Below are 21,821 nucleotides of genomic sequence, written 5' to 3' on the forward strand. Positions count from 1 at the left end.
TCTCTATTCTATCGCTGAGGAACTTGACCGACCAAATTTTAGGGATTTGTCTGAAATCCTGATTTCAGAAACTAATCATCTAAATTTCGAGCTTTTAGGTCGTATTCATTTCCTCTCTTTAAATTTTCTTGTTTATTTCAATTTCTTGCGCAGCAGCCAGTCTGTGTCTACCGTCTCACCAGTGATATAGTCGTGCTGGCTAAATTTTTCAAAGCCGTATTTGAAGTAAAAATCTTGAGCTCTAAAATTCTTTTCCCAGACGCCTAGCCAGACCCAGTCAAAGCCTCGTTTCTCGGCTTCATCTAAGGCAAATTCAAACATTTCCTTGCCCAAGCCTTGACCATGGTAGGCTTTCAAGACATAGATTCGCTGAACCTCAAAGGCCTGTGGCAGTTCTTGCTCCGTTTGAGCCTGTCCCCAGTTAAACTTCAAAAAACCAGCAATTTCAACGTCTTTGACAACAAAATAAGTCTCTGACTCAGGATCTTCCAGCTCCTTTTCGATAGTTGCAAGCGACAGCTCATTGTCAAAATAATTTGCCATATCAGCTTCCTTGATAAAAGGACCAAAGGTTTCTTGATAGGTCGCGACCTCCAACTCCCGCAAGAGACTCGCTTCTTCTTTCTTGACTCTGACTAGCATACTGCACTCCTTTCTCAGAAAAGCTGCATTGATAATTACAGGTTTCTACTTAAACTGCTGAGAAAAACGAATATCTCCTTGGTAGAAGCCACGAATATCGTTGATACCGTAGCGGAGCATAGCTACCCGCTCTTGACCGAGACCAAAGGCAAATCCAGAGTATTTCTCTGCATCAATACCGCTCATTTCCAGCACTCGCGGATGCACCATACCCGCTCCCATAATCTCAATCCAGCCGGTCTTCTTGCAGACATTACAGCCGGCACCGCCACACTTGAAGCAAGAAACATCCACTTCAACAGACGGCTCTGTGAATGGGAAATAAGACGGACGCAGACGGATACTGCGGTCTTGGCCGAACATCTTCTGGACAATCAGTTGCAGCGTTCCTTGCAGGTTGGCCATGGAAATATTTTCTCCAACCACCAGGCCTTCAATCTGATGAAATTGGTGGGAGTGAGTCGCATCATCGGTATCCCGACGGAAAACGCGCCCCGGTGAGATCATCTTGAGTGGCCCTTTAGAAAAGTCATGAGCGTCCATAGCCCGCGCCTGTACCGGACTGGTGTGGGTTCTGAGCAGGATCTCCTCTGTAATGTAGAAAGTGTCCTGCATATCCCGTGCAGGGTGGTCCTTAGGCAGATTCATCCGCTCAAAGTTGTAATAGTCCTTCTCCACTTCAAAGCCGTCCACGACCTGATAGCCCATCCCGATGAACATATCTTCAATTTCTTCACTAGTCTGGCTGAGAATATGTCGGTTCCCTACCGGAATTTGACGGCCTGGCAGGGTCACGTCTAAGGATTCCTCAGCCAGTTTCAGAGCGACTAATTGCTCTTCCATCTCTTGAGCAGTCTTTTCAAAGGCTGCTGTCAGAATATCACGCGCTTCATTGACGTGCTTCCCGATAATCGGCCGCATTTCAGCAGAGATATCCTTCATCCCTTTCAGGACTTCAGTCAGCGAACCCTTCTTACCCAAGACAGCTACACGCAAATCCTGCAGTTCCTTTTGATTCTCAGCCTTGAGCTGCTTGAGAGAAGCTAGAGTCTCTTCACGCAGGCTTTTTAGTTGTTCTTCAATCGTTTTCGTCATTTTCCCTCCAAAATAAAAAGCGCGCCAATCTCCATAAGCGGAGCGTTGACACGCGGTACCATCCGTTTTTTATCTGGCAAGCCAGACCTTACTTATCAATCCTACAGCAAGTGAATTCACCTAGCTTTCATTTAGAGAGCTTTCAGTCGCTGGCTCCCTTCCCTGTTAAACTTCCCCTAGGTTACTGGTCTTGCGGATTGCTATTCAGTTATATTTCATTCTAACAGATTTCCAAACATTTCGCAAGCTAATCCAGCTGAATTCTAGATTGAACTAAACCTCTACACTTTCATCCTCTTTTTGAAAATCCAGACAGAAGGGATAAAGAATAGGAAAGCATAGAGCAGAACCCAAAACAGATGAGGCAAAAGTGAATTTAAATCTTGAGCCCATGCCAACTGAACAGCCTTTGCTGCATGGGCAAATGGCAAGGCATTGCAGAATGCTTCAAAACCACCTCCTATCATCTCAATCGGAAGCACTGCCCCACTGAGAAAAACTGTGGCGTTGACAAGAATAGTCCCAAAACCACTGACTGCATTACTGCTAGAGAAAGCTGAGCCTAAAAGCAAGCCCAACGAAATAAAGAGCAGAGCTACTGGAATCAAAACCAAGAGTGCGTAAAAAGTTCCCAGATTTAAGGATAAACCAAAAATCATTGCAGCTGCAAAACTAGCTATGCCCTGTAAAAGAACCAGAGGCAGAACTGGAATCGAATACCCTAAGATATAATCCACACTTCTAAGCGGTGTAGATAGTAGCCGCATGAGAAAAGAGCTATTGCGGTCTGTTGTCATTAGACTGCCAACAAAAATAGTTATCCAGGAAGCACCAAACACCATCATACTTGGGGCAAAATTTTCAATGGAAAATATAGCTGGCATACCTTTGAGGCTCTGCTTCATAAGGGACAGGGCGATAATCAGAAAGACAGGAAAACCAATTCCCATCAGACTGCTGACATAATCACGCATGATTTCTTTGAAATTGCGCTTTGCAAAAATGAAGGCTCTCATGCTAATTCCCCTCCTTCCGTATAGGACAAAAAGGCCTCTTCAAAATCCTTCTTGCCGGAAGCTTGGATAATTTCCTCGGCTGTCCCCAAAATCTGCACCACTCCCTTATCCATAATGCAGAGTCGGTCGGCCAAAGCCTCGGCTTCTTCTAGATAATGTGTGGTCAGAATCACTGTAACTTTTCCCTTTAGTTGCTCAATATTCTTCCATAACTCCCTTCTAGCCCGTACATCCAGTCCCAAGGTCGGTTCGTCCAGAAACAAAATCTTGGGCTGACTGATTAGAGCCATTGCAATACTGAGCTTGCGCTGCCAGCCACCTGACAAGGACTTGGCCCGATCATGCTGCCTATCCGTCAGGTCAAATGTCTCCATCAGATGCTCTCTCTTTTGCGCCGCTTCTTCCTTAGAAAATCCATATAAACGAGCAATCATCTCCAGATTTTCCCTGACTGTCAGCTTGGGAGCAACAGCTGTTTCCTGAGGTGAAACATTAATCATTTCCTTGATAGCATCTTCCTCCTTACGAATGCTATAGCCTAGCATTAGGGCATCTCCTGCTGTCGGCTCAACTAGACAGGACAGCATCTTAATCGTTGTTGTCTTTCCCGCACCATTAGAGCCCAGCATGGCAAAGAATTCATCCTCTTCAATTTTTAGATTCAAACCATCAACAACCGTCTTTGAGCCGTATTGCTTGGTCAAATCCTGCATCTCAACTGCATACATAAGGACATCTCCTTTCATCAGATATGAGGAAATAAAAAGCGAAATGTTATTTTAAAGATATGACTTTGATATCTAAAGCTAGTCACAACTTACTCATTTAGCTAAAAACTGAGCTATTCTAACTCAATCTCGAAAGAGTTTGGTACGATTTGTATAACTTATTATACATATTATACACCTATTCATTAGTAGTAGCAAATAAAAGCAAAAGAAAAAATCTGCTTAAGCAGATTCCGATTTTATAAATCACTTTTTGAATTTTTGTCTCCATTGAAGGTCTGATTAAATAGATCTTCATAGAGTTCGTAACGCTGGATGGCAATGCCTTGCTGGGCATCTGCAAAGAGGACCAGAGCATCCCCAGGTTGAATTTCAAACATATCTCTCACTTCTTTAGGAATGACAATCTGCCCCTTGGGGCCAACCTTGACCGATCCCATATAGCGGTTTTTTTGAATATCTTCTTCCATTCTTTCTTGACTAACTCCCTTTCCGCTTCTATCTCTTCGTAAAATCTACTGGAGCAAACTGCACTTCATTTGCTCTTCTCATTCACTTGAGCCAATTCTATTATACAACTGCGGGAAAGGTTTTACAAGAAGAGACTATCGAGAAAAAGAAGCCTGTGAAACAACAGACTTCTTTCTTTTTATTTGATAACCTGGCCAGCTTCTTTGAGGACATCTTCTGGTACAGTAATGCCAAGCTCTTTGGCATTTTTGGTATTGATTACAGATTTACCTGTATCGAAAATATCTACTGCAGTGTCAGCAGGTTTGGCACCTTTAAGAACTTTAGCTGCCATTTTTCCAGTCGCAACACCTAGGTCATACTGGTCTACAACGACAGAGGCAAGGCCTCCTTCTTCTACCATGGCTGTCGCACTTGGATAAATCGGCTTCTTAGCTTCTTTATTGCTGGACACAACTGTCGCAAAAGCTGATGCAATGGTATTGTCAATTGGAATCCATATAGCATCAACCTTGCCAGTCATGACATTCATGGTTGAAGCAATTTCATTGGTTGAAGGAACAGAGTATTCCTCTACCTTGTAGCCTGCCTCTTCAGCTAATTTTTTGAACTCTTCCACTTGAGTTTTAGAGTTGTCTTCGCTGCTAGAGTAGAGCGCACCGATAGTCTTGACATCTGGGGTCAATTTTTTAATCAGCTCTAGCTGTTGCTTAGCTGGATTGCGGTCAGAGACACCAGTAATATTGCCCCCTGGCTTGTCCAGATTTTTCACTAGGTTTGCTCCAACTGGATCTGTGATAGCTCCCATGACAATAGGCTTGTCCTTAGTAGCTGCAGCTAGTCCTTGAGCAGATGGAGTCGCAATCCCAATCAGCACATCGTTGTCATTGGAAACCAGCTGTTTGCTCATAGTAGAGACCTTACTCTGATCGCCCTCAGCATTCATAAAGTCAATCTTAATCTTGTCGCCCTTATAGCCTTCTTCAGCCAGACCATCCTGAATCCCCTTGTAAATCAAATCCAGCGAAGGATGGCTGACATACTGCAGCACGCCGACCTTGACTGTCTGACTGTCGTCGCCAGTCTTAGTGGTGTTACCTTTGCTGTTCAAGCTGGAATAGACAATCCCACCGATTGCCAAAACGGCCAAAAGGCCTAAGATAGTTACTAATCGTTTGTTTTTCATGTTCTTTCTCCATTTCTTTGTTTTATATTTTTTATCAATCCCTAGGGACGCCATCGTTTAAACATAGGCAATTCTCCTTGTTTTTTATAATAAGCAACAAAAAAACCTCACACAGGTATTCTGTGTGAGGGCGAAAATCGCGGTGCCACCTCAATTATGGAAAATAGCTAATATTCCCCATGTCTCTATCTTGTCATCAAACAAGCTGCACTGTAAGGTGTGCCCACCGAATTCTTATTGTTTCAAATTCATTTTATCCATTAGCCCAATTTCATAAAGATTTGTTGCTCATTTCCACCAACCACAAGCTCGCTAAAAACAAATGCATCTACTACTTTTCTAATTTCCTATATTTTAAGTTTTTCCTGAAAGGATGTCAAGACCTTTTTGAAAATTTTTATAAAATGTTCGGATTTGGTTTATAGAAGCAATTATAGACAAAAATTAAATTGCTTTTTGGCGAGACTTTAGAAGCTTTTAGCTTGGTTTTTTGTTATAATTTTCTTTAGCAAGTTTCAAGGAGAAAAACATGTCTTTCGACGGATTTTTTTTACACCACATGACAGAGGAGCTCCGCCGCGAATTGCTGGGCGGCCGTATTCAGAAGATTAATCAGCCCTTTGAACAGGAGCTGGTTTTACAGATTCGCAGCAACCGTAAAAGCCACAAGCTGCTCCTATCAGCCCACTCGGTCTTTGGGCGCGTCCAGCTGACAGATACCACGTTTGAAAATCCAGCTGTTCCCAATACCTTTATCATGGTCATGCGCAAATACCTGCAGGGAGCCGTCATTGAAGCAATCCAGCAAGTGGAGAATGATCGGATTTTGGAAATCAGCGTCTCCAATAAGAACGAAATCGGCGATAGCGTGGCTGTGACTCTGGTCATCGAAATCATGGGCAAGCACAGCAATATCATTCTCTTGGACAAGTCTAGCGGTAAGATTATTGAAGCCATCAAACATGTCGGATTTTCTCAGAATAGCTATCGAACCATCCTGCCTGGCTCAACCTATGTCGCACCTCCTCAGACTGGCAGTCTCAATCCTTTCACTGTGGGTGATGAAAAGCTCTTTGAAATCTTACATACTGAAGACTTAGAGCCCAAACGCCTGCAACAGATTTTTCAAGGATTGGGGCGGGATACAGCTACTGAACTCAGTTGTCGTCTGACAGCTGACAAGCTCAAAACTTTCCGAGCCTTCTTTGCCAGTCCGACTCAGCCTAGCCTGACCGAAAAATCCTTCTCTGCTCTGCTATTTTCCGACAGCAAGGCCCAAATGTCCACGCTATCCGAGCTTTTGGACTCTTTCTATAAGGACAAAGCAGAGCGAGATCGGGTCAACCAGCAGGCCAGCGAACTGATTCGCCGAGTAGAAAATGAGTTGGAAAAGAACCGAAAAAAGCTGGTCAAGCAAGAGGAAGAACTTCTAGCAACGGAGAATGCAGAAGAATTCCGCCAAAAAGGGGAGCTCTTAACTACCTTTCTCCATCAGGTACCTAACGATCAGGACCAGGTTGAGTTGGATAATTACTATACAGGTGAGAAGATTATTATCTCGCTTGACAAGGCCCTGACTCCCAACCAAAATGCCCAGCGCTATTTCAAACGTTACCAGAAGCTCAAGGAAGCCGTCAAACACCTGACCAGCTTGATTGAGGAGACACGGACTACGATTCTCTACCTAGAGAGCGTGGAAATAGCTCTTGCTCAGGCCAGCCTGACTGAAATTGCAGAAATACGAGAGGAACTAATCCAGACTGGATTTATCCGCCGACGCCAGAGAGAGAAAATCCAAAAAAGGCAGAAACCGGAGAAATATTTGGCAACAGATGGCCAAACCATTATCCTGGTTGGACGTAACAATCTACAAAATGATGTGCTGACGTTTAAGATGGCCAAGAAGGACGAGCTTTGGTTTCACGCCAAGGATATTCCAGGCAGTCATGTGGTCATCACAGGCAATCTTCAGCCCAGCGATGAAGTCAAGACTGACGCTGCCGAGCTAGCGGCCTACTTCTCCAAGGCCAGACTCTCTAATCTGGTCCAAGTAGATATGATTGAGACTAGAAAACTCAACAAACCAACCGGTGGTAAGCCAGGGTTTGTCACCTATACGGGCCAGAAAACCCTGCGCGTCACACCAGACGAAGAGAAAATTAAAAGCATGAAAATGTAGAATTACCCTTTTTAACTATGAAACAGACTTAGGAGCAGGACAGTCATTAGCTAGCTGAAGCTTTCTATTATCTCCATCACTTTCAAGAATTTTTTGATAACAAAACAGGTAGAACATAAGTTCTACCTGTTTTTGCGCTCTCCCGAAATTCTTCTAGTTCGTTAACGGAATTTCTTCAAGCCTATGTTAGTCTTCAGACTTTTTCTTTCTCTTCTCTAATCCAAGCAATCCCAAACCTGATACTCCCGCAAGTAAGCTTGCTGCTAAATATGAGGTTTCTTCCGTACCTGTCTTAGGAAGGGCTTTTCCACTCTCACTCTTGGAAAGAGAAGGTGGTGCAGGCGTAATCGTCCGCTCTGGCTGAACAGGATCTTCTGTCACAGTCGGAACATAGATTGCTGAAATCGTCTGACCATTGCGGTCTTTGCGAATCACTATCACGCCATCAGCTTGACCGACAAAGCCAGTTTCCGGTACAAAGGTCACAGTGCCATCTGGCGCAATCGTGTAAGTACCTTGACCTGGAACAACCTTTTCGGTGCTGCCATCCTCAAAAGTTGGCGGAACGGTTGGATCCACGTCGCCTTCAAAGATTGGTTTACCAGTCTGCGGCTGGCCTTTGAGACCCGTGCTGCCGGTATCTTCTGTGGCAGTGCTTCCCAAAACAGTTGGTGTATAGGTAGCCGTCACGGCATTGCCATAAATATCTGAACGCTTCACGACAACTCCACTGGCAGTTCCAACAAAGTCTGCTTCCGGTACGAAAGTCACTGCCCCCAGCATATTGAAACGATAAGTTCCTTCTCCTGGGACAACCATTTCGGTGCTGCCATCCGCAAAGGTAGGTGCTACTGCCTGGTCAATCGCCCCTTCAAAGATTGGCGTGCCCGTTTGAGCTTGGCCCTTGCGACCGCTAGATATACTGTCCTTGCTAGTTGATGGTTCCACCACGGTCGGAATATAGCGAGCTGTAATCTCGCTGCCATTCTTATCACGACGGACAAGGGTCACACCGCTTCCCTGACCAAGGAAATCAGCTTCTGGAGTAAAGGTGACTGTCCCATCTGACGTGATGGTATAAGTCCCCTCACCCGGAATAGTCTTTTCCTTGCTTCCGTCTTCGAAGGTTGGTGCAATCGTCTCATCAATTGGAACCAATGGATTACCTGACTCAAATACAGGTTTGCCGGTTTGAACATGACCTTTGATATTTGTAGAGGAAGCATCTTTACCAGTTGGAGTTACCTTAACAAACTCTGGACTGTAAGTTGCAGTGACTGGAGTACCATTCTTGTCCACTCTCTTAACGGTAACTGAATCTGGTTTACCTACAAATTGCTTGTCTGGAGTGAAGGTCACTGAGCCAGCTGGGGCAATCGTGTAAGTTCCTTGACCTGGAATCACTTTTTCCTTATTGCCGTCTGCGAAGGTTGCCCCTACGGTTTCATCAATTGGAACTAGTGGGTCACCACCCGCAAAAATTGGGGTGCCAGTTTGTGGAACACCTTGAGGACCTGTGCTGGTTGCGTTGGTGCCAGTAGGAATCACTTCTTTCACTACTGCTTGATATTTGACGGTTACTGGAGTCCCATTCGCATCAGTCCGAGTCAATTCGAGTTCCGGTGTTTCCCCCTTGAACTGTTTGTCTGGAGTAAAGGTCACCTTGCCGTCCGCATCCACTTCGAACTTGCCGACATTTGGAACTTCTTTAACTGTTGAATTGTTATCAAACAGCGGAGTTGAACCAGCTGGGAATGGAACAGAGTCATGGCCTGGCGTGAAGATGACTTGGCCTTCTTGAACTTGGCCTTGCAAGCCTTCTGTCTTAGTGCCAGTACCAGTTGGAGTTACCTTGACAAACTCTGGACTGTAGGTTGCAGTCACTGGTGTGCCATTCTTATCGACACGTTTTACAGTGATTGGATCCGGTTTACCTACATACTGCTTGTCTGGGGTGAAGGTCACTGCGCCATCTGGTGCAATGGTGTAAGTTCCTTGACCTGGAATCTTTTTCTCCTTACTTCCATCTTCGAAAGTTGGCTCTACTGAGTCATCAATTGGAACTAGTGGATCACCGCCAGCAAAAGTTGGGGTGCCAGTTTGCGGAACACCTTGAGGACCAGTGCTAATCACATTGGTGCTAGTAGGAATCACTTCTTTCACTACCGCTTGGTACTTGACGGTTACTGGAGTGCCATTCGCATCAGTCCGAGTCAATTCGAGTTCTGGTGTTTCACCCTTGAATTGTTTGTCTGGAGTGAAAGTAACCTTGCCGTCCGCATCCACTTCGAACTTACCAACATTTGGTACTTCTTTAACTGCGGAACCATTATCGAATAATGGAGTTGAACCAGCTGGGAATGGAACAGAGTCATGGCCTGGAGTGAAGGTGACTTGGCCCTCTTGGACTTGACCTTGCAAGCCTTCTGTCTTAGTGCCAGTACCATTTGGAGTTACTTTCGTAAATTCTGGACTGTAGGTAGCCGTCACTGGAGTGCCATTCTTGTCCACACGTTTCACAGTGATTGGATCTGGTTTGCCTACAAATTGCTTGTCTGGCGTGAAAGTCACTGCGCCATCTGGAGTAATGGTATACGTTCCCTGACCTGGAATAGTCTTCTTCTTGCTGCCATCGTCGAAGCTTGGCTCTACTGTGTCATCGATTGGAACCAGCGGATCACCACCCGCAAACGTTGGAGTACCGGTTTGTGGAACACCTTGAGGACCAGTGCTAATCGCATTGGTGCCAGTTGGAATCACTTCTTTCACTACTGCTTGATATTTGACGGTGATAGGAGTACCGTTGGCATCCACACGAGTTAATTCGAGTTCCGGTGTTTCACCCTTGAATTGTTTGTCTGGAGTAAAGGTCACCTTACCATCTGCATCCACTTCGAACTTACCAACATTCGGTACTTCTTTAACTGCGGAACCATTATCAAACAGTGGAGTTGAAGCAGCTGGGAATGGAACAGAGTCATGGCCTGGGGTAAAGCTTACTTGCCCTTCTTGAACTTGGCCTTGCAAGCCTTCTGTCTTAGTGCCAGTACCAGTTGGAGTAACCTTAGTAAACTCTGGGCTGTAAGTTGCCATTACTGGAGTACCATTCTTATCAACACGTTTCACAGTGATTGGATCTGGTTTACCTACAAATTGCTTGTCTGGCGCAAAAGTCACTGCGCCATCTGGAGTGATGGTGTAGGTTCCCTGACCTGGAATCTTCTTCTCCTTGCTTCCATCTTCGAAGGTTGGCTTCACTGTGTCATCGATTGGAACAAGTGGGTCGCCGCCTTGGAAAGTCGGAGTGCCAGTTTGCGCAATACCTTGAGGGCCAGTGCTGGTTGCATTGGTGCTGGTTGGTATCACCTTGGTAACGGTCGGTGTATAAGTCGCAGTTATTTCTGTACCGTTAGCATCGACTCGTTTAACCGTAACAGGTGTCGCCTTGCCAGTAAATTGCTTAACTGGTTGGAAGGTAATAGAACCATCTGAATTAATGGTATAAGTTCCTTGATTAGCCACTACCAAAGTGTCAGTCCCATTTTCAAAGGTCATTGGCTTGGTCATATCGATTGGAACAGCTTGGTCACCTGGACTGAAAGTTGGCTTGCCACTTTGCGGTTGACCTTGGATACCAGTTGATTCAGCATTGGTACTAGTAGGCGTTACCCGTGTTACCGTTGGCGTATAGGTGGCAGTAACTTCCGTGCCGTTCTTATCTACACGTTTAACAGTAACTGAAGCTGGGGTCCCCACATACTGTTTGTCTGGGGTAAAGGTGATAGTACCATCTGAGTTGATGGTATATTCTCCTACTCCTTGAACTGTCTTCTTAGGTTGACCATCTTCAAAGGTCATTGGAGAATCCATATCAATCGGAACAAGTGGATCACCACCTTGGAAGCTTGGACTACCTGTTTGCGGAACCCCCTGAGGACCTGTGCTAGTCGCGTCAGTTCCTCTTGGAACCACTTCTTTCACAACTGCTTGGTACTTGACGGTTACTGGAGTGCCATTAGCATCGGTGCGAGTCAATTCAAGTTCTGGTGTTTCCCCCTTAAACTGCTTGAGTGGGGTAAAGGTAACCTTACCATCAGAGTCCACTTCAAACTTACCGACATTCTGTACTTCTTTCACTGTTGAATGGTTATCAAACAATGGAGTCGAACCAACAGGGAATGGAACAGAGTCGTGCCCTGGTGTGAAGGTCACTTTACCTTCTTGAACTTGACCTTGCAGGCCTTCTGTCTTGTTTCCAACACCAGTTGGCTTTACAGCTGTCACTGTTGCTTGATATTTTGCCTTAGCAAGGGTACCGTTGACATCTGCACGACTGACTTCAATTTCAGGTGTTTTACCTACAAATGTCTTAACCGGGGTAAAGGTAATATTGCCATCAATATCCACTTCAAACTTACCAACATTTTCAATTTCTTTCACATTGGTACCCGTGTCAAAAACTGGGGTATTGTCTGCTGAAAAACCAACTTCTGGTCTTCCGGCTTCAAAAGTAATCTTACCATTCTGAACCAATCCTTGTAGACCTTCAGTCTGATCACCAGTCGCATTTGGAATAACTTCTTCAACAGAAGGAGTATATTTAGCTGTCACTTCGGTTCCATTCGCATCTACACGTTTGACCGTGACTGGTGTTGCCTTACCAGTAAATTTCTTCTCTGGCTTAAAAGTAATGGAACCATCTGAATTAATAGTATAAGTTCCTTGATCAGCTACTACCAATGTGTCGGTACCATTTTCAAAGGTCATGGCTTTGCTCATGTCAATTGGGATTTGTTGGTCACCTGGACTGAAAGTTGGCTTGCCGCTTTGTGGTTGACCTTGCAGGCCTGTTGACTCAGCATTGGTGCTGGTTGGTGTGACACGCGTCACGGTTGGTGTGTAAGTAGCCGTTACTTCTGTTCCATTTGTGTCTACGCGTTTAACTGTTACTGGAGATGGGGTCCCCACATATTGCTTGTCTGGCGTGAAAGTAATCGTACCATCTGACTCAATGACATAAGTCCCGACCTTGTCTACCTTCTTGGTTGTTTGATTATCTTCAAAGGTCATTGGTTGGGCCATATCAATCGGCACAGCTTTGTCGCCTGGGGTGAAGATCGGCTTGCCACTTTGTTGTTGTCCTTGCAAGCCGCTTGAAACGGCATTGGTACTTCTTGGCGTCACTTCCGTCACGGTTGGCGTATAGGTTGCTCTTATTTCGGTGCCATTTTCGTCAACTCGTTTGACCGTCACCGAGGCTGGGGTTCCAACATATTTCTTATCTGGAGTAAAGGTAATAGATCCATCTGAATTGATGGTGTATTCCCCTACGCCCGCAACAATCTTCTTAGGTTGACCATCGTCAAAGGTCATTTGCTTGGTCATATCGATTGGGACCGCTGGATCGCCCTCCTTGAAGACTGGCGTTCCTGTTTGTGGAACACCTTGAGGACCTGATGAAGTAGCAGGTGTGCTGGTTGGTGTGACCTTGGTCACGTTCGGTGTATAGGTTGCAGTCACTTCTGTGCCGTTGGCATCGACACGTTTGACTGTAACCGGTGTTGCCTTGCCAGTGAATTGCTTAAGTGGCTTGAAGGTAATGGTATCATCTGAATTGATAGTATAAGTTCCTTCATTAGCTACTTCCAAGGTGTTCGTCCCATTTTCAAAAGTCATGGCTTTGCTCATGTCAATTGGGATTTGTTGGTCACCTGGGGTGAAGGTCGGCTTACCACTTTGTGCTTGACCTTGGAGGCCAGTTGATTCAACATTGGTGCTTCTTGGTGTTACTTGGGTCACATTAGGTTGGTAGCGTGCTCGGTGTGCTTTACCATCGGCATCACTGACTTGAACTACCACTGGGTCTGGCGTACCATAAAAAGTTTTGATAGGTTTGAAGGTCACTTGGCCGGTATTTGGATCTAATTCATAGGTCCCGACTTGCTGGCCATTGGACATGGCTGGCACCGTGTTGCCTGCTACTGTCTGACCGTTAGCATCCACAAAGCTGGCAGGATGGGTAGCGTCTGGCGTAACAGGAGGCGTATTCGCATCATCATCGTTAAAGACTAGCGTTTTGTTTTGTTCCAGTCCCTGAAGACCACTTGATTCGTAGTTTGGAATCTTACGAACTGTCGGTACATAACGGCCATCCATTGTAGTCAATTGATCATTTTTATTAGGGTCAGAAGCATCCGTTGAAGTCCATCCAGTTGATGTACCATTGCTGTCAGTCCAACGGATGTTAATTCCATCAGCAATTCCAGAAAATTCCGCATTTGGTGTGAAGACTACTTGAACATCATTGCCATTGACGGTCAAGCGATAGGTCCCTTCTGGACGAATATAGTTGCCATCAACAGGCGTCAGAGCATTGCCTTGTTTATCCAGAACCTGAGGCGCTTGGGTACTCATAACTGCATTGACACTGTCGTCTGAGCGATCCGTTCCTTTAGGTGTGAAGTGAAGGACAGCAGTTTGAGTCTCGCCTGTAAAGCCATCCGTAGTCTGCTTCTCCCCCTTAGGAGGATAAATGCGGTGCAAGAGCATATCTTCTACTTCACCACTAAAGGCAATACCGGTTGGTTGTTCAATATCACCTTTATTAGTCGCAATTCGGAAACGCATACCCAATTTGTCTACTTGACCGCCAGTAATATTTGAGTTGGCATTGAAGGTCAAGGTATAGTCACCAGCAGCTGTAATCTCTTGTAGGTTGCTACCTTCGCTTTCATTGAAGACTCCATCATTGTTGAAGTCTATCCATGCCTTGACATAGGATTTAGCATTGCCATTTGGATTAGCTTTGATTTTAATTGTGTAAGTTCCATTTTTTGCTTTGTCTAAATCTAGCAAATCATTAGAAGTACTTAATTGATCGTCTGCTAGTAATTGGCTGGCACCCTCGTCCTTATGCTCCTTTTTATCATCCAGAACCCAGTCATTGGATGACTCAACATCAATGTCTGCTGGAGTAGTCCCTAAGTAAGGCTGATTAATTAGCTTACCAGTCAGAGAATCACGACCTGAAATGGTATGGAAGGCTTCGCCATAAGTCGCTGGCGCATCACTGCCATCCACCACTAAAAATCCCATCATCATAGCCTGTTGCCCAGATGATGCTACGTAAAATCCTACTTCAGAAGCTCCGCGTGTCATCACCACAGGAACCGTCCGTTCGTTCGAACGGTTTGGTCCAAAGACCTGAGTTCCCAAGCCACCTGTCACTGTATCCGGACTGAGGTACTTATACCAGTCTACGCTTGTATCTCTTAAGATTAAGAGACCTCTTCTCTTTACATTTTCATCATCCAGCATTTGCTTGGTAATAACGGTGTAGGCTTCTTTGGCAGTACTCTTATTCTTCCATTCACCGAGATATTCCCATCCTTCTCCGTTAGTAGTGAAGATAGCAAATTCACCTGGGTTGGCATCTTCACCATCGGCCATAACCACCGTAGGGGCCACACGCTTCCCTAGATAGGTAGCCTCAATATTGAATTTCACTCCCCAGTTAGCTGAATCCTCAGGGTAAACAAGTTGCGTCTTATGATTCTGGGTATTAAAACCTTGATTACGAATAGTTGTCCATTGATCCTGACTTGCCCCTATAACTGAAAGCGGTGTTCTCCCATATTTTGAACTCGACTTCAAGAAATCATTCTGAGCATTTGGGTCATAAGTATTTGCTGTCGGTGTTCCTTCAACCCGTTTTCTATAAGTTTCAGTCGAGTTAAAAGGTTTAAGCTCAGTGACCGTCAGGGTTACTTCATAGCCCGGTGAAATTTCCTTCTTGAAGGTCGTTCCTACTTGGAGTCCGCCTCGTGGATCCAATCCTTTCCAACTTGCAGTATCCGAAAAATCAAGCCAAGTAATCTGTTTGGCTAATTGGGTACTATCTTTCTTGACAGATTCCTCCAAGCTTGGTTTAGGTACTCGTGGCGTAGAGGTAGCATCATCTGCGCCAGCTGGTCCAGTACCTATCGGAACTCCTGTTGTTACGCTGTTCTGTTGTCCAGTAGGTGTGGCATCCCGTCTCATACGACGAGAGCGATTAGGCTGAGCTAGATCTACGGTTGCTTCTGACTTTTCAGCCACGACAGCCGCGTTGGATGTTTCTGGGTGAACAGTGATTGGTTGAGTATTCTCAACTGGTTTAGTTGCTGTAGGTTCAGTAGATTCTTCAATTTTCTCAGGCTCTGAGCTTCTTGGACTAGGATTATCATCTGATCGAGGGGTCTCACTAGCAAAAGCAAGTGCTGAACTTTCTTTTGCTTGTAAATGTTCAGAAGCCACAGTTTCAGCAGAATTCACTGATGATTCGGCTATTCCTGTTTGCGAAACTTCGTTTGGGGCACCAGAATCACTAGCTTCGTCAGCACTAACTTGTGCCGCTGCTCCCAAAAGAAGCAGGGTTGACAAGAGCACAGAACAAACACCGACGTTTAGTTTTCGAATCGAAAACTTACGCAGGTGAGGATTAAATAAATCTTTTCCCATAATAATCTCCTAAATAATCATCTAGTTACAATAGTTTTATTATACAACATTCCATTTTAGTTAGCTATATATATAACTATAATTATATAAAAAATTTTTTTAAAAATTGACACAAAGCGTTTTATAGTCTATTTTTGAAAACAAAAGAAAAAATAGACCATAGAAAAATCCTTATAAATTAAATAAATCTGGTAACATTTCAGATTCTACCTTAATGTTTAACATTTTAGAAATGCTATTATGAAGTTTTTAAGATCTATTTCTTTGAATATAAAGAAAAAAGATTCATTAATGAATCTTTCCTATTTTAATTCAGTATCTGAAATCTAAATTCTTAATTTTTAGTCTTCAGACTTTTTCTTCCTCTTCGCTAAGCCAAGCAGTCCTAAACCTGATACTCCAGCAAGTAAACTTGCTGCTAAGTATGAGGTTTCTTCTGTACCAGTCTTAGGAAGGGATTTTGCACCCGCACTCTTAGAAAGTGATGGCGGTGCAGGTGTAATCGTCCGCTCTGGCTGAACAGGATTTTCTGTCACAGTCGGAACATAAACCGCTGAAATAGTCTGACCATTGCGATCTTTGCGAATCACAGTCACACCGTCAGCTTGACCGACAAAGCCCGTTTCCGGTACAAAGGTCACAGTGCCATCTGGCGCAATCGTATAAGTACCTTGACCTGGAACGACCTTTTCAGTGCTGCCATCCTCGAAAGTTGGCGGAACGGTTGGGTCCACGTCTCCTTCAAAGATTGGTTTACCGGTCTGAGGCTGTCCTTTTAGACCTGTGCTGCTGGTATCTTCTGTATCAGTGCTTCCCAAAACAGTTGGGGTATAAGTAGCCGTCACAGCATTGCCATAAATATCTGAACGCTTCACGACAACTCCGCGAGTAGTTCCGACAAAGTCGGCTTCCGGTACGAAGGTCACTGCCCCCAACATATTGAACCGATAAGTTCCTTCTCCTGGGACAACCATTTCGGTGCTGCCGTCCTCAAAGGTTGGTGCTACTGCCTGGTCAATCGCCCCTTCAAAGCTTGGCGTGCCCGTTTGAGCTTGGCCCTTGCGACCACTGGATAAACTGTCCTTGCTAGTTGATGGTTCAACCACGGTCGGAACATAGCGAGTTGTCACTGAGGTGCCGTTCTTATCACGACGGACAAGAGTCACACCATTACCCTGACCAAGGAAATCAGCATCTGGAGTGAAGGTCACTGTACCGTCTGGTGTGATGGTATATGTTCCTTGACCTGGAATGGTCTTTTCCTTGCTTCCGTCTTCAAAGGTTGGTTCAATAGACTCATCAATTGGAACTAGTGGATCACCTGCTTCGAAGACAGGTGTGCCAGTTTGAACATGACCTTTGATATTCGTAGAGGTCGCATCTTTACCAGTTGGAGTTACCTTGGCGAACTCTGGACTGTATGTCGCAGTTACTGGAGTGCCGTTCTTATCAACACGTTTCACAGTCACTGAATCTGGCTTGCCTACAAACTGCTTGGCTGGAGTAAAGGTCACTGAGCCATCTGGAGTAATGGTGTACGTTCCTTGACCTGGAATAGCTTTCTTCTTGCTGCCATCTTCGAAGCTTGGCTCAACGGTTTCATCAATTGGAACTAATGGATCACCGCCTTGGAAGGTTGGGGTACCCGTTTGCGAAAGACCTTGAGGACCTGTGCTGGTTGCGTTGGTGCCGATTGGCGTAACCTTAGTAAACTCTGGGCTGTATGTAGCCGTTACTGGGCTACCATTCTTATCCACTCGCTTCACAATGATAGGATCCGGTTTACCTACAAATTGCTTGTCTGGCGTGAAAGTTACTGCACCATCTGGTGCAATGGTATAGGTTCCCTGACCTGGAATCACTTTTTCCTTATCGCCATCAGCGAAAGTAGGCTCCACTGTATCATCAATTGGAACCAGTGGATCACCGCCCGCAAAGGTTGGGGTACCGGTTTGCGGAACACCCTGAGGACCGGTGCTAGTCGCTGTGGTGCCAGTTGGAGTTACCTTGGCGAACTCTGGACTGTATGTCGCAGTTACTGGAGTGCCGTTCTTATCAACACGTTTCACAGTCACTGAATCTGGCTTGCCTACAAACTGCTTTTCTGGTGTGAAAGTCACTGCCCCATCTGGAGCAATGGTGTAAGTTCCCTGACCTGGAATGGTCTTTTCTTTACTTCCATCTGCGAAGGTAGGCTCTACCGAGTCATCAATTGGAACAAGTGGATCACCACCCGCAAAAATTGGGGTGCCAGTTTGAGGTACCCCTTGAGGACCTGTACTATTCGCATTAGTACCTACCGGTGTAACCTTAGTAACAGTTGGCGTGTAAGTTGCGGTAACTTCCGTGCCATTTTTATCAACACGTTTTACTGTAACCGGTGTTGGTGTGCCAACATACTGTTTCTCAGGTGTAAAGGTGATAGAACCATCTGAGTTAATTGTGTATACCCCTACTCCCTGAACAGTCTTCTTAGATTGACCGTCTTCGAAGGTCATTGGAGAATCCATATCAATTGGAACAGCTGAGTCACCTGGGCTGAAAGTTGGTTTGCCACTTTGTGGTTGACCTTGGAGGCCAGTTGATTCAGCATTTGTGCTGGTTGGGATTACTTGAGTCACTGTAGGTTGGTAAACTGCTTCTGCTGTAGATCCGTTTTTATCCCTTACACGAAGACGCGCAGGAGTTGGCGTCCCATGGAAATCTGGTGCAGGTTGGAAACTAATATCTCCATTAGCTTGAACAGTGTAAGTTCCTTGTAGCTTGCCACTTGCATCATGCACAGGTAGACTATTAGCTTGTTGAATTTGCCCATTAACTACAAATTGTGGTCCCTCTGGCGCTAAAGGCACAGTCGCTTTCTGTCCATTAATACTTGCTTGACCTGGAGTAAAGTTTAGGTGACTCATTTGAAGTTTCCCTTGTAAACCAGTAGACTGTGTATCTTGACCTGTTGGGGTTGCGGCCTTAACTTCAGCTTGATAAGCAGCGGATACTTCTGTCCCGTTCATATCAACACGTTTAACAGATTCAGCACTTGGACGGCCAGTGTAGCTAGGAACTGGTTGGAAGGTTACGCGACCTGCGTTATCAACCATATAAGTTCCGACATTCGGAACAACCTTAGTTGTTTGACCATTATCAAAAGTTGGAGCAACTGCCTCATTAATTGGCACACGATTATCACCTGGCGTAAAGATCAAATTACCAGATTGTTCAGCACCTTGAATACCCTCAGAGTTTGCTCCTTGTGCTGTTGGAACAACACGCGTTACTGTCGGTTGATAGGTTGCACGGTGCTCTGTTCCATCGGTATCATACAATTGTAGGTTAACAGGGTCAACTGTCCCAACAAATGACTTATTCGGAGTGAAAGTCACACGCCCAGTAGCTGGATCTAACTCAAATGTCCCCACTTCTTGGCCTTGCGAGGTTGCCTTCGCACTTGTTCCAGCAATACGATTGCCATCAGCATCCAAGAAAAAGACAGGATTCGTTGCAGATGGTTGAGCAGGTGTCTTAGCAGGATTGCCATCATTAAAGATAATATCTTGCACTTGTTGTAAGCCTTGAGCATCTGTTGAACGATGCTCGTTAAAGTTGAGTACAGTAGGGATATAGCGGGCATCCATATTATTCAACTTATCGTTGATAACAGGCTCTCCATTATTCTTCGCAATCCAATCTGTACTTGCACCATTAGTATCAACACGGCGGATATTAATTCCTTGAGTAGTACCGATATAGCCCGTGCCAGGTTCAAATATCACATCCACATTTGCACCCTTGGCTGTTACTTTATATCGTCCCTCAGCAGTATTGTACCAGCCGTCGCCATCTGCTGTTAATGTATGACCTGCATTGTCCAAAACAACAGGTGCTACAGTTGTATCAATAGCCGCTTTCTTGCTTTCATCATTTTGATCAATACCTTGAGGTGTAAACTGAAGAGTAGCTTTCTGAGGCTGGCCGATTATCCCCGTACTTTCCTTCTTTTCTCCCTTTGGTGGATAGGTCAAGATGACTTCTAAGTCTTCAACTTCCCCACTAAAGGCTGTTCCTGTAGGTTTTTCAATATCTCCCTTATTCAGGGCAATACGGACCCGCATTCCCAACTTGCTAACTGCAGGATTGGTCATCGCTGGATTATTCTTAAAATTGACAGTATAGTCACCAGCCGTTGTTACTTCAGTAAATTCGCTGGCCTCATTTTCATCAAAAACACCATTTTGATTGAAATCAATCCAAGCACGGACATAGGCCTTGCTATTGCCATTGGCAGAGGCTTGCAGGCGAACTGAGTAGTCACCATTTTGAAGACGATTAACTCGGAAGAGGTTATTTGTCTTACCAGTCAAATCAGAAGGCAAGAGCTGATTAACCCCTTCGTCTGCGTGATCAGTATCGTCATCATGCCTCCAGTCATTACCCGAAGTAGTATCAATATCTGCTTCGACCCGACCCAAGAATGGCTGAGGAGTTCTTGCACCTGTATTGGCATCATAACCAGAAATAGCATGAATAGCATTTCCATAAGAAGCCGGTGCATCTCCCTCATCAACTACCATAAAACCAATCATAGCAGCTTGCTGACCAGAAGAAGCAATATAAATCCCAACTTCTGAAGCGCCACGTGTCATCACAATCGGAACTGTGTGATCTTTAGAAGTATTAGGACCAAAGACCTGAGAGCCCAAGCCTCCTGTTTTTTGATCTGGATTAGTAAAAGCAGTCCAGTCGATTACAGGTATAGTCGCATTATCTCCTATATATTGACCATATCTGTTAGGGTTCATCGGTGCATAAGTTTCGGTAATTTCCCGACCATCTGGCAGGACACGTTTCCATTCTGCCAAGTGTTCCCATCCTTGGCCATTGGTCGTGAAGATAGCATACTCCCCTGGGTTGGCTTCTTCTCCATCTGACATGATAACCGTTGCTTTTACAGGTTTTCCAAGGTAAGTCGCTTCTACCTTGAATTTTATACCGTAGCTAGCACCATTTTTAGGGACTTGTAATTGAGTCTTTCGACCATTGGTGTTAATCCCTTGGTCTCGGACGGCTGTCCATTGATTCTGTTCCGAACCTATAATTTTTGGTCTAGCCGAATCTCCTTCGGCTTCTTGCTTTTTATAGTCTTCGTTTACATATCTGAACCAAGTGTTTTTCGCATTCGGATCATAGCTGTTTTCATACGCAGTACCCTTGACACGGTCACGATAAATCTCTGTTGAGTGGAAGGGTTTTAATTCCGTCACTGTCAGTTTAATACGATAGCCTGGAGAAATTTCCTTCTCATAGACAGTACCAACTTTAAAGGAATCGTCCGTATCTAAGTTGCTGATGGCACTTTTATCACCAAGATCCAGCCAGTTAATCTGCTTCATTAAGTCTGTCGGGTTCTTTTTTTCAGAATCAGCCAAAGTAGGCTTCTCAATGGTGTTGTTAGGGTCACCATCTCGCAGACCAGTAGGTGCCGCATCCCGTCTTACGCGACGAGAGCGACTAGGCTGAGGAGTCTCTGTAGTTCCTGCCGGTTGAGCAGGAGCTGGTTGGCTGTTTTCCTCAGACTTAACTTCTGCAGGAACAGTTGTTTGCGAAGAGGCAGTTTCTGCAGTCGGCTGCTCACTTGTTGGCTTATCAACTGAATCAGGCCTTGCAGCCGCTACTGAAGACGCATCTTCTGCTTGAACTGCAATAGTGTCAGGCTTACTTTCCTCAGCTGGTGAATTTACTGATTCTGCAGTACTTCCTGCGGAATCTGCTATGCCTGCTTGAGAAACCTCGCTTTGAGTCCCAGAAGAAACAGTCTCATCAGCGCTAACCTGCGTTGCCGCACCCAAAAGAAGCAGGGTTGATAAGAGCACAGAACAAACACCGACGTTTAGTTTCCGAATCGAAAACTTACGCAGGTGAGGATTAAATAAATCTTTTCCCATAATAATCTCCTAAATAATCATTTAAATTGCAGATTTTATTATACACTATTCTATTTTAGTTATCCA

At 45.0% G+C, this 21,821-nt stretch carries 9 protein-coding genes; 1 reads left to right on the forward strand and 8 read right to left on the reverse strand.

Annotated features, from left to right (window positions below; translation table 11 throughout):
• Nucleotides 1-132 precede the first annotated feature (132 nt).
• From RWX26_RS07330 to trpX, 6 genes are all read right to left on the reverse strand, one after another.
• Nucleotides 133-642, reverse strand: coding sequence for a GNAT family N-acetyltransferase (locus RWX26_RS07330; RefSeq protein ID WP_314580430.1), 510 nt, complete (start codon nucleotides 640-642; stop codon nucleotides 133-135).
• Nucleotides 643-687: 45 nt separating this feature from the next.
• A complete protein-coding gene (gene pheS, locus RWX26_RS07335; protein ID WP_314580431.1) occupies nucleotides 688-1,737 on the reverse strand; it encodes a phenylalanine--tRNA ligase subunit alpha in 1,050 nt (349 codons plus the stop codon).
• 281 nt (nucleotides 1,738-2,018) lie between these two features.
• Nucleotides 2,019-2,753: an ABC transporter permease gene (locus tag RWX26_RS07340; protein WP_314580432.1), complete on the reverse strand. Its 735-nt coding sequence runs from the start codon at nucleotides 2,751-2,753 to the stop codon at nucleotides 2,019-2,021.
• On the reverse strand, nucleotides 2,750-3,499 hold the full coding sequence (locus RWX26_RS07345; protein ID WP_314580433.1) for an ABC transporter ATP-binding protein: 750 nt from the start codon (nucleotides 3,497-3,499) through the stop codon (nucleotides 2,750-2,752). Before RWX26_RS07345 ends, RWX26_RS07340 begins: the two co-directional genes overlap by 4 nt.
• A gap of 221 nt (nucleotides 3,500-3,720) precedes the next feature.
• Nucleotides 3,721-3,951 (reverse strand): AbrB/MazE/SpoVT family DNA-binding domain-containing protein, encoded by a 231-nt coding sequence (locus RWX26_RS07350; protein WP_002910015.1) that lies wholly within the window; start codon nucleotides 3,949-3,951, stop codon nucleotides 3,721-3,723.
• A 179-nt stretch (nucleotides 3,952-4,130) separates the two neighbouring features.
• Nucleotides 4,131-5,138 carry a tryptophan ABC transporter substrate-binding protein gene (gene trpX, locus RWX26_RS07355; RefSeq protein ID WP_061592800.1) on the reverse strand — a complete coding sequence of 336 codons (1,008 nt, stop codon included), beginning with the start codon at nucleotides 5,136-5,138 and terminating at the stop codon, nucleotides 4,131-4,133.
• 529 nt (nucleotides 5,139-5,667) lie between these two features.
• Here trpX and fbpA point away from each other — a divergent pair.
• The gene (gene fbpA / locus RWX26_RS07360; protein ID WP_314580435.1) at nucleotides 5,668-7,317 is read left to right on the forward strand and encodes an Rqc2 family fibronectin-binding protein FbpA; all 1,650 of its coding nucleotides are present in this window, start codon (nucleotides 5,668-5,670) and stop codon (nucleotides 7,315-7,317) included.
• A gap of 186 nt (nucleotides 7,318-7,503) precedes the next feature.
• Here fbpA and RWX26_RS07365 read toward each other — a convergent pair whose 3' ends face one another.
• Nucleotides 7,504-15,816: a CshA/CshB family fibrillar adhesin-related protein gene (locus tag RWX26_RS07365; RefSeq protein ID WP_314580437.1), complete on the reverse strand. Its 8,313-nt coding sequence runs from the start codon at nucleotides 15,814-15,816 to the stop codon at nucleotides 7,504-7,506.
• Between the two features lie 341 nt (nucleotides 15,817-16,157).
• Complete coding sequence (locus RWX26_RS07370; protein WP_314580439.1) at nucleotides 16,158-21,755, reverse strand: CshA/CshB family fibrillar adhesin-related protein; 5,598 nt, start codon at nucleotides 21,753-21,755, stop codon at nucleotides 16,158-16,160.
• Between the last annotated feature and the right edge of the window lie 66 nt (nucleotides 21,756-21,821).

The organism is uncultured Streptococcus sp., from assembly GCF_963536705.1.
Classification (GTDB): Bacteria; Bacillota; Bacilli; order Lactobacillales; family Streptococcaceae; genus Streptococcus.